We start from the raw sequence: 10,124 nt of genomic DNA on the forward strand, positions 1-10,124 counted from the left end.
CGGCACCGCGCCTCCTGGGGTCGCGTCACGAACGGCCGCAGCCGCCCGGGGGTGGTGCCTACTTCTTCAGGAATTCCAGCACGACGCGGTTGAACTCGTCGGCGTCGCTGACGTTGGCGCCGTGCGGCGCGCCCGCGATCACGTGCAGCTCGGACCCGGCGATGGCCGCGTGCGTCCGGGCACCCGATCCCTCGTAGGGCACGGTCGCGTCGCCGTCGCCGTGGATGACCAGCGTCGGCACGGTGACCTTGGTCAGGTCGTCACGGAAGTCGGTGTTCGCGAACGAGGCCATCGCTTCGAGCGCGGCCGTCTTGTCAGCCTGCTTGGCGAGACGGAGGGCGTCCTGCCGGTCGGCCTCGGACACCTTGAGCACGCCGTCGACCGAGAAGAAGCCGGTCGTGAAGTCCTCGTAGAACGAGTCCTCGTCCTTGGTCAGGCCGGCCGTCATGTCGGCGGCGGCCTCCTTCGTGAGGGGGCCGTCGGGGTTGTCGTCGGTCTTCATCAGGTACGGCGGCACGGCCGAGGCGAAGACGACGCTGCGCAGGCGCTCGGTGCCGTACTTGCTGAAGTAGCGGGCGACCTCGCCGCCACCCATCGAGAAGCCGACGAGCGTGACGTCCTGCAGGTCGAGCTCGGTGAGGACGGTGTGCAGGTCCTCGGTCAGGTGGTCGTAGTCGTAGCCCGTCTTGGGCTTGTCGCTGCGTCCGAAGCCGCGGCGGTCGTAGGTGACGACGCGGTAGCCGGCGTCAGCGAACGCGGGGACCTGCTTGCTCCAGGACTCGCCCGAGAGGGGCCAGCCGTGGATCAGGACGACGGTGCGGCCCGTGCCGCCGGTGTCGTCGACGTGGAGGTTCGTGTCCTTGAAGAGGCCGTGGTGTGCGGTGATCTCGGTCATGGTCGGGTGCCTTCTCTCTCCCGCCGTCCTGGCGGGTCCGTCTCCGTTCATAGTCCGGCACCCCGGGCGCCGTCTCGACGCGGAGGCATCTGGGAGGTGGGGGACAACAGCGAGCACCCTGGCATCGATACCCCTAGGGGGTATAACCTGAGGGCCGATCGAGAGGACCGAGCATGACCGACACCACCATCACCACCCTGCAGGTCGACGGCATGACCTGCGAGCATTGCGTCGCGAGCGTCACCGAAGAGCTCTCCGAGGTCGACGGCGTCGACTCGGTCGAGGTCGACCTCAACCCGGGGGGCGCGTCCACCGTCTCGGTCCAGGCCGACGCCACCGTCGAGCACGACCAGCTGCGGGCCGCCGTCGAAGAGGCCGGCTACCAGCTCTCCGCACGATGACCACCGCAGGAGGCGCGGGCCGGCCGGGCGGGAGCGTCCCGCGGGGCACCGTCCCGCCTGCCGCCCGGCAGCCCGGTGCCGTGCAGCCCGACGCCGTGCAACTCGACGCGGTGCAGCTGGACATCACCGGCATGACCTGCGCCTCCTGCGCGAACCGCATCGAGCGCAAGCTCAACAAGCTCCCCGGCGTCGAGGCGTCGGTCAACTACGCGACCGAGAAGGCGCACGTGCGGGTCGTGGCCGGTGCGGCCGGCGACGCACGCGACGGCGACCCCGGGGTGCCCGACGTCGACGCGCTCATCGCCACGGTGGCCGCCGCGGGGTACGCAGCCACCGTGCCCGCGCCTCCTGCGTCCTCGACCGCCACGGCCGACGGCACGGCCGACGCCGCCGCGGACGCCCGGGCCGCCGAGGTCGACGCGCTCCGCCACCGCACCCTCGTCAGTGCCGCCCTCGCCCTGCCCGTGGTCGTGCTCTCGATGGTGCCGGCCCTGCAGTTCACGAACTGGCAGTGGCTCGCGCTGACCCTCGCGGCACCGGTCGCCGTCTGGGGGGCCTGGCCCTTCCACCGCGCCGCCGCCGTGAACGCCCGCCACGGTGCCGCGACCATGGACACCCTGGTCAGCGTGGGGGTGATCGCCGCCTTCGCCTGGTCGCTCTGGGCACTCTTCTTCGGCGACGCCGGGCGACCCGGCATGCACATGTCGTTCAGCCTGGTCGCGACCCACGGCGGCCCGACCGAGCTCTACCTCGAGGTCGCCGCGGCGGTGACGGTGTTCATCCTGCTCGGCCGCTGGCTCGAGGCCCGGGCCAAGCGCAGCTCGGGCGAGGCCCTGCGTGCCCTGCTCGAGCTCGGCGCCAAGGAAGCCACCGTGCTGCGCGACGGTCAGGAGGCGCGGGTCGCCACCGCGGGTCTGGTGCCCGGCGACCTCGTGGTCCTGCGTCCGGGTGAGGCGATCGCCAGCGACGCCCTCGTGCGCGAGGGCACCTCGGCGGTCGACCTGAGCATGCTGACCGGCGAGTCGGTGCCGGTCGAGGTGGGGCCGGGCGACCGCGTGGTCGGCGCGACCCTCAACGTCGGCGGGCGCCTGCTCGTCGAGATCACCCGCGTCGGGGCCGATACCGAGCTCGCCCGCCTCGGACGTCTCGTCGAGGAGGCGCAAAGCGGCAAGGCCGAGGTGCAGCGCCTCGCCGACCGGGTGTCGGCCGTGTTCGTGCCGGTCGTGATCGGGCTGGCCGTGCTGACCTTCGTCGGCTGGCTCGCGTTCGGCGGGCTGGTCGAGGGTGCCGGTGCCGGCGGTTCCGGCGGCTTCTTCACCGGTTCGCTGCAGACCGCGTTCACCGCCGCCGTCGCCACCCTGATCATCGCCTGCCCGTGCGCGCTGGGGCTCGCGACGCCGACCGCTCTGCTCGTCGGCACGGGCCGCGGCTCGCAGCTCGGCATCGTGATCCGCGGGCCGCAGGTGCTCGAGCGCACCCGCACGGTCGACACGATCGTCCTCGACAAGACCGGGACGGTCACGACCGGGCGGATGAGCGTGCGCGAGGTGGTCGTGGGCGATGCCGTCGTGGGCGATGGCCAGGCCGTCGAGGGCGAGGCCGCGGCGGCGACGGTCGACGACGTCCTGGCCCGGGCCGCCGCCGTCGAGTCCGGCTCGGAGCACCCGGTCGCCCGGGCGGTCGAGGCCGAGGCCGCCCGACGCGGGGTCGTCGTCCCGGCCGTCGACGGGTTCGCCGCCCACGCCGGGGCCGGCGTGCAGGCTCTCGTCGACGGCACGCTCGTGCTGGTCGGCCGCCCCGGGTGGCTGGCCGACGAGTGGTCGGTCACCGCGCCTCCTGGGCTCGAGGCGGCGTTCGCCGCAGCTGAGGCGACGGGCGCGACCCCCGTCGCGGTCGCCTGGGACGGTCGGGTTCGCGGTGTCGTCACCGTTGCCGACACGGTGAAGCCCGGCGCACGTGAGGTCGTCGAGCGGTTCCGCGGGCTGGGCCTGACGCCCGTGTTGCTGACCGGTGACAACGCGGGCGCGGCCCGGCACGTCGCGGCGCAGGTCGGCATCGCCGCGGCGGACGTGATCGCGCAGGCGACCCCGCAGCAGAAGGTGGAGGCGGTGGCCCGGTTGCAGGCGGAGGGTCGCGTCGTCGCCATGGTCGGCGACGGCGTCAACGACGCGGCGGCCCTCGCCACGGCCGACCTCGGCATCGCCCTCGGGACGGGCACGGACGCGGCGATCGCGGCGGGAGACCTGACCGTCGTCAGCGGCGAGCTCGCCGGGGTGGCCGACGCCATCCGCCTGGCGCGGGCGACCCTCGGCACGATCAAGGGCAACCTGTTCTGGGCCTTCGCCTACAACGTCGCGGCGATCCCGGTCGCGATGCTCGGACTGCTCAACCCCGTGCTGGCCGGCGCGGCGATGGCGGCGTCGTCGGTGTTCGTCGTGACGAACAGCCTGCGCCTGCGGCGGTTCCGCGCCGGGTGAGCTGTGCGTTCACGTGTCGCACCGCCTGTTGAACGTCGCACCGCCTGTTTCGGCGGTGCGATGCTCATTCCGTGGTGCGACCACCCACGCGCGGCCTGGGCCACTGCCAGGGACGGCCGATATGTAAAATGGTCGTCGGGTGTCGTCATCGCCGGAACGACCCCCGGGCATGGCGAAGCCCGAGACCGTCCAACCGATCTCGGGCTTCGATGTGCTCTCCGTGAAGAGAACCAGGGACCCAACCAGAGATCCCGCTTCATCTGATCGGAAGTGTAATCCCATGACGATCGACGTGCAAACGTCGGGGTCACGGGGTGGGTCCCTGGCTCTCTCGCGGTGCTCGCCGGCGCGAACACCGAGAGGAGGGAGCGGATGTCCGAGGACGACCGCCGCCCGCCCAGGAAGACCGTGCCGTGGTGGCAGATCGCGACTCTCGTCGTGACCGTCGCCCGGTTCGCGGTCGACCTGGTGCGCAAGGGCTAGGAACAGGGTCCCGGGGTCATCAGGCCCCGGGGCCCGCTCCCGCCGACTGCCCCGGTCCCGCCTAGGGTGAGCGCATGATCATCTTCGGCACCAAGGGCACGAGCGCCCTGCTGGGCGTCCTCTTCTTCGTCTGCCGGGTCTGCGGCAACGAGGCCGCGCAGCGTCTGGTCAAGCACCGTCGGTGGTTCACGCTGTTCTTCATCCCGCTGATCCCGTACTCGACGAAACACGTCTACATCTGCGCCTACTGCGGCGCGGGCACCGAGCTCGACGCCGAGGCGGCCGACCGGTTCCGGGCCGATGCCGAGCACGCGGCGGCATCCCGCGGCGGGCGACCTCAGGATTGACCGACCACAGGGCCGACCGACCGCTGGGCAGCACACAGCCGAACATCCCTGACGGGACAGAACGCCGCGGCGTTCCGGGGTGCACTGTCCCGTCAGCGGTGTTCCGGGGCGGGAGGCGCGGGCTGCGCGGGAGGCGCGGGCTGCGCAGGAGGCGCGGCGCGCGGTCAGGGCAGCGCGCGGTACCAGCCGGCCACGCGGGCACGGAGGCCGAGGGGGTGGGACCGGCGCCGCGCCTCCTCGGGGGCGTCGGCGACGACCGGGGCGAAGCCGACGGTCGAGCACGAGGTGCAGACGAGCACGTGGCGGTGCACCGAGAGGGCCGTGCCGAAGAACGGGTTGGGCTCGCGACGGGTCGGCGCGGCGCACAACGTGCAGAGGGGCAGTTCGCGCGTTTCGTCCATGAGGGTCACCACGACTCATGTTCGGCCACGAGAGGGCGGTCGGTTGTCCCCCAATTCGGGTGGCGGGGTACGCAGCCGCGTCCGGGCCGGGCTCGACCCGCACGACGCGGACCCGACTCGGCCCCGGCGCGGCCTCGACTCGGCCCGACCGGCCCGACCGGCCCGACTCGGCCCGACCGGCCCGACCGGCCCGACCGGCCCGACCGGCCCGACCGGCCCCCGGGGTCACGACCGGGAGGCGCGGGTCGGCTGCATAGGATCGTCGCGTGACGGACTCCCACGATCTCGGGCACGGGGCCCTCGGGCACGCCGGCGGCGGTTGGTCGCCGCTGGCCGGGAGCGCCCAGGCCGTGGTGCTCGACATCCTCGTGCACGGGGCCCGCCCGCGGACCGAGCTCGCCACCCGGCTCGGCCTGTCGGGCCCGAGCCTCACGCGCATCACCAAGCCCCTGCTCGAGAGCGGACTGCTGGTCGAACGACCCTCCTTCGCGCCGTCCGGCTCGGGTCGGCCCTCGGTCCCGCTCGACCTCGACCCGGACGCGCACCACTTCGTCGGCGTCAAGCTGACCCGTGACCGCCTCTTCGTCGTCGTGACCGACCAGCGGGGCAGGGTGCTGGGCGAGCACGACGAACCCCTGCCCGATCCGTCGCCCGGTGCGGTCGTGGGTCAGGTCGCGGCGGTCGTGACCGCGGCCCGAGCCCGGGACGACCGCATCCGCGCGGTCGGAGTCACGGTCGGCGGACAGGTCGTCGACCGTGCGCACGTGCGGCACGCACCGTTCCTCGGCTGGGACGACGTGCCCCTCGCCGACCTGCTGACCGCCCCGATCGGCCTGCCGACCTGGGTCGAGAACGACGTCCGCGCGCTGACCCAGGCCGAGCACTGGTTCGGCGAGGGACGCGGGCTGCGGTCGTTCGCCCTCGTCACGATCGGCGCGGGCGTGGGGCTCGGCCTCGTCGCCGCGGGCGAGGTGCTCGGCGGGGCGCACTCGTCGGCGGGCAGCATCGGACACCAGCGGATCGTGGTGCCGGTGCCGGTGCCGGTGCCGGTGCCGGTGCCGGTGCCTCTAGCCGTGCCGGTGCCTGTGCCCGTAGCCGTAGCCGAAGCGGTGCCGGTGCCGGTGCCCACCGCCGACGCAGCCCCCGCCGACGCGTCGACCCCGACGTGCGACCTCGGCCACCACGACTGCGCCGGGGCGTTCCTCACGGTCGCCGCGGTCGAGGCCGCCGCCGCCCGGGCCCTCGGCCGCCCGGTCGACTACGACGACCTGCTCGCGCTCGCCGCCGACGGACACGAGGAGGCGCGGGTCGTCGTCGACACCGCCGCCGACGTCCTGGGACAGCTGATCGCGGGCGTGCTGAACGTGCTCGACCCCGAGGTGGTCCTGCTGTCGGGCGAGGGCGTGCGGCTCGCGACCGTCGGCGGCGCCGCGGTCGCCGCGGCGATCGAGCGCGGCACCCACCGGGCGGTTCCGCCGCCGCGACTGCTCGTCCAGGAGTTCCGGTTCGACGAGTGGGCCCGAGGCGCCGCCGCCGTCGCGATCCAGATGCACGCGCTCGGACGCTGACGCAGCGCGCCCTCCTCGAGACGCGACCCGCGCCTCCTCGCCCTTGAGCCCGACCCTCGATGAACCCGGTTTCGAACGATGAACCCCGAAGCTTTCGGGTTCATCGTTCGAAACCGGGTTCATGGCCGCCCCGCGCCTTCTACCCGCCCCGAGCCTTCTACCGGCCCCGAGCCTTCTACCGGCCCCGCGCCTCCTGCCCGACCCGCGACCCGCGCCTCCTGCCCGACCCGCGACCCGCGCCTCCTGCCCGACCCGCGACCCGCGCCTCCTACCCGACCCGCGACCCGCGCGCCCCCGCACCGCCGACCCGTCGAGAACCCCGTTCCGTGCGATGAACCACGCATCTTCGTGGTTCATCGCACGGAACGGGGTTCGTCGGCACCGAGTGCCGCTCGCCCTCAGCCTTCGGCGGTGACCCGCAGCAGCACGACGCGCTCGGGGAACGACGACGGCGCCTGCAGCCCGGCGACAGCCAACGCCCGCCCGTCGAGCACGATCCCCGGGTACGCGCCGCCGTCGTCCGCCGCGCCCCACCACGGCGGCGGCGTCAGGCCGTGGTCCGGCGATCCGACGGTCACGGGGGCCACCCGGTACCGCCGCTCGGGGTCGAGCCCGGGCAGCAGCACGCGGCCGAGCGGTGCGACGTCCGATCGCCCGACGTAGGCGAGGAAGAACAGGGCCTCGCTCGCATCGGCGGCGACCGAGCCGTAGACCAGCAGCGACGGGTCGGCCCCGTCGACCCGCACGACGTCGCCCGTGTGCATCAGGTGGCGGTGCTCCTTGTAGAGGGCGATCCACGCGGCGAGGTCGTGGTTCTCGGCGTCGGTCGCCCGGGCGAGGTCCCACTCGATGCCGAGGTGGCCGAACAGGGCGGTGCCGGCCCGGAACGAGAGCTCGTGCCAGCGGCCGGTCGAGTGGCTGACGCCCGAGGCGATGTGCGAGCCGAGCAGCTCGGGGGGCAGCAACTGCATCGTCCAGCGGTTCATCTGCTGCCGGTCGAGCGGGTCGATGCAGTCGCTGACCCAGACGCGGTCGGTGCGCTCGAGCACGCCCAGGTCGACGCGGGCGCCGCCGGACGAGCACGACTCGATCTCGAGTCCGGGGAACCTCGCCTTGAGCTCGTCCATCAGCCGGTACGCCGCGAGGGTCTGCTCGTGGACTCCCGCGGCGCCGGTCGGCCAGGTGCCGGCGTCGACGAGGTCGCGGTTGTGGTCCCACTTCAGGTAGGCGATGTCGTACTCGGTGAGGACCGCCGTCATCTGGCCGAGCACGTGCTCGTACGCCCCGGGGACGCCGAGGTTCAGCACCTGCTGGTCGCGCGACCGCGGGGGCAGGCGGTCGCCGGTCTGCAGGAGCCACTCGGGGTGCTCCCGGGCGAGGTCGCTGTCCTCGTTGACCATCTCGGGCTCGAACCAGAGGCCGAACTCCATGCCGAGGCCCGTGACGTGGTCGATCAGCGGTGACAGGCCGTCGGGCCAGACGTCGGCGTCGACCACCCAGTCTCCGAGGCCGGCGTGGTCGTCCCGTCGTCCCCGGAACCACCCGTCGTCGAGCACGTACCGCTCGACGCCGAGGGCGGCGGCCCGGTCGGCGAGGTCACGGAGGCGGGCGAGATCGTGGTCGAAGTAGACGGCCTCCCAGACGTTGATCGTCATGGGGCGCGGGCGGGTCGGGTGCTGCTCGCGGGAGCGCAGCCACCGGTGGAACCGTCGGGCCTGGTCGTCGAGGCCGTCGCCGTACGAGCCGAAGACCCACGGGCTGCGGTACGACTCGCCCACCTCGAGCCGCAGCTCGCCCGGCAGCAGCAGCTCGCCGCCGCCCAGCACCTGCGCACCGGTCGACAGGCGTTCGGCGTAGTGCCGGTGGTTGCCGCTGAACCCGACGTGCAGACCCCAGACCTCGCCCGAGCCCGCGCCGAAGCCGAAGCCGGGCACGCCGACGCTCAGCACGGTGGCGGCGTCGGGGCCGGTGCGGCCCTTGCGTCCCTCGCGCTCGTGCACGCCGACGACGAGCTCGCGGCGCTGCGGCGTGCGCTCCTTGCCCCAGCGGCCGGCGAAGTCGAGGATCTCGCGAGCTCGCGGCGGCACCGGCAGGGCCAGGTGCAGGTCGGTCAGCGTGTAGACGTCGGCGGCCGTGCTCGCGGCACCGGCGGCCGTGCTCGTCGTCCGGTCGTCGGCGGTGGCACCCCGGCCCTCGCGTCGCCCGCCCCCGCGTCGCCCGGCGACGTTCGTCAGCTCGGCCCGGGTTCGGACGAGTCCGCTCGCCGTCAGCTCGATCTCGAGCACGATCGCGAGCCCGGCCACGTCGTCGTGCGCCTCGACCGTGACGACGGCGGCACCCGCGTCGACAAGCCCGGGACCCGAGGAGGCGCGGGTCGCCTCCGCCTCGCCCGTCACGTCGAGCGTGTCGACCGTGAACCGCGGCGACCAGTCGGCGCCGTCCGAGCGGTGGCCGCCGACCCCGGGTTTGCCCGACCAGCCCGCGTGGTGTTCGGGCAGGATCGCCAGTCGCACCGGCTCGTCCATCAGGTTGTTGACGTACGGCGGCACCGCGGCGGCCGTGAGTGACCGCACGTCGTCGAGCGTGGGCCGCCCGAGTGCGGCGCCCCAGTGCACGACCGCGGGCAGGCGCGCGTCGGTCACGTCGAGCAGCAGACTGACGCCGGCAGCGCTCAGGTGGACGAAGGCGTCGGGTGCCTCGGGCGGCGCGACGACGGTGGGCGACGGGGTGGGGTACGACACGGGTGCTCCAGACTGCGGCAGATACTTTCGTCTGAAAAGTATCTCCGACGTCGGGTCGGCCTCACAACCCCGTCGAGGTCGGCTGCAGGGTCAGGAGGCGCGGGGCGAGAACAGCTCGTCGGTCACGTCGGTCGGCTGGTCGCGGAACCAGCGCAGCAGGGTGCGGACCTTGTGCGACGACGACGGCGACAGGTTGCTGAAGCCGTCGCGGCCGCCGGCGTTCGCGTCGGTGCCGGAGCCCGTGCCGGTGTCGGTGTCGAAGACGTCGGCGTAACCCGGGATCACCGAGGCGAGGTCGTCCGTGACGGCGCGGTACCCCATGGTCCAGGCGGGGAACAGCCGGTCCTCGACGCGCTCGTCGACGATGGTGTGGACGGCCGTGTGTCGGGGGTCACGGGCGATGACCGCGAGGCGCTCGCGGACGGCCTCGTCGGGCCCCTCGAGTACCTGGATGAACCGCCCCTCGCGGTGCAGCAGCATGCCGGTGATGCCCAGGCGGGCGTTGTTCGACCGGCTGGTCATCAGCAGGTTGGCCAGGTCGTCATCGGTGAAGGGGTACGACGATCGGCTGACGTACACGGTGGACAGCACGGGCAGGCCTCCTCGGGTTCAGGGCTCGACCGATTCTGCACGCCGCCCGGCCCCGCCGCCCTCCCCAGTTCTGGGCGCTGACACACTCCGCCCCGCCCCGCCCCGCCCCGCTCCGCCCTGCCCTGCCCGCCCTGCCCTGCCCTGCCCACCCTGCCCGGCCCTGCCCTGCCCGGCCCTGCCCGGCCCTGCCCTGGTTCGGCACGCGGGGAGGTGCGGGTCG

8 protein-coding genes are annotated in these 10,124 nt (G+C 73.6%); 4 read left to right on the forward strand and 4 right to left on the reverse strand.

Annotated elements, in window-relative coordinates; genetic code table 11:
- Positions 1–58 precede the first annotated feature (58 nt).
- On the reverse strand, positions 59–895 hold the full coding sequence (locus BIV04_RS12135; RefSeq protein WP_071256591.1) for an alpha/beta fold hydrolase: 837 nt from the start codon (positions 893–895) through the stop codon (positions 59–61).
- A 173-nt stretch (positions 896–1,068) separates the two neighbouring features.
- Between BIV04_RS12135 and BIV04_RS12140 the strand changes: the two genes are divergently transcribed.
- The 3 genes from BIV04_RS12140 to BIV04_RS12150 all read left to right on the forward strand — a co-directional run bounded on the left by BIV04_RS12140 (position 1,069) and on the right by BIV04_RS12150 (position 4,603).
- On the forward strand, positions 1,069–1,296 hold the full coding sequence (locus BIV04_RS12140) for a heavy-metal-associated domain-containing protein (protein WP_054145925.1): 228 nt from the start codon (positions 1,069–1,071) through the stop codon (positions 1,294–1,296).
- Complete coding sequence (locus tag BIV04_RS12145) at positions 1,293–3,773, forward strand: cation-translocating P-type ATPase (protein WP_083396426.1); 2,481 nt, start codon at positions 1,293–1,295, stop codon at positions 3,771–3,773. Before BIV04_RS12140 ends, BIV04_RS12145 begins: the two co-directional genes overlap by 4 nt.
- Positions 3,774–4,330: 557 nt before the next feature.
- Positions 4,331–4,603 (forward strand): zinc-ribbon domain-containing protein, encoded by a 273-nt coding sequence (locus tag BIV04_RS12150; protein ID WP_071256592.1) that lies wholly within the window; start codon positions 4,331–4,333, stop codon positions 4,601–4,603.
- Positions 4,604–4,767: 164 nt separating this feature from the next.
- Here BIV04_RS12150 and BIV04_RS12155 read toward each other — a convergent pair whose 3' ends face one another.
- The gene (locus tag BIV04_RS12155; RefSeq protein ID WP_143048697.1) at positions 4,768–5,004 is read right to left on the reverse strand and encodes a hypothetical protein; all 237 of its coding nucleotides are present in this window, start codon (positions 5,002–5,004) and stop codon (positions 4,768–4,770) included.
- A gap of 266 nt (positions 5,005–5,270) precedes the next feature.
- On the opposite strand from BIV04_RS12155, the gene BIV04_RS12160 reads away from it, so the two are divergent.
- Positions 5,271–6,572 carry an ROK family transcriptional regulator gene (locus BIV04_RS12160; protein WP_071256594.1) on the forward strand — a complete coding sequence of 434 codons (1,302 nt, stop codon included), beginning with the start codon at positions 5,271–5,273 and terminating at the stop codon, positions 6,570–6,572.
- A gap of 398 nt (positions 6,573–6,970) precedes the next feature.
- On the opposite strand, the gene BIV04_RS12165 is transcribed toward BIV04_RS12160, so the two are convergent.
- The gene (locus BIV04_RS12165; RefSeq protein ID WP_071256595.1) at positions 6,971–9,313 is read right to left on the reverse strand and encodes an alpha-galactosidase; all 2,343 of its coding nucleotides are present in this window, start codon (positions 9,311–9,313) and stop codon (positions 6,971–6,973) included.
- 90 nt (positions 9,314–9,403) lie between these two features.
- A complete protein-coding gene (locus tag BIV04_RS12170; protein WP_071256596.1) occupies positions 9,404–9,904 on the reverse strand; it encodes a BLUF domain-containing protein in 501 nt (166 codons plus the stop codon).
- Positions 9,905–10,124 lie beyond the last annotated feature (220 nt).

This window comes from Frigoribacterium sp. MCBA15_019, from assembly GCF_001864945.1.
Lineage (GTDB): Bacteria > Actinomycetota > Actinomycetes > Actinomycetales > Microbacteriaceae > Frigoribacterium.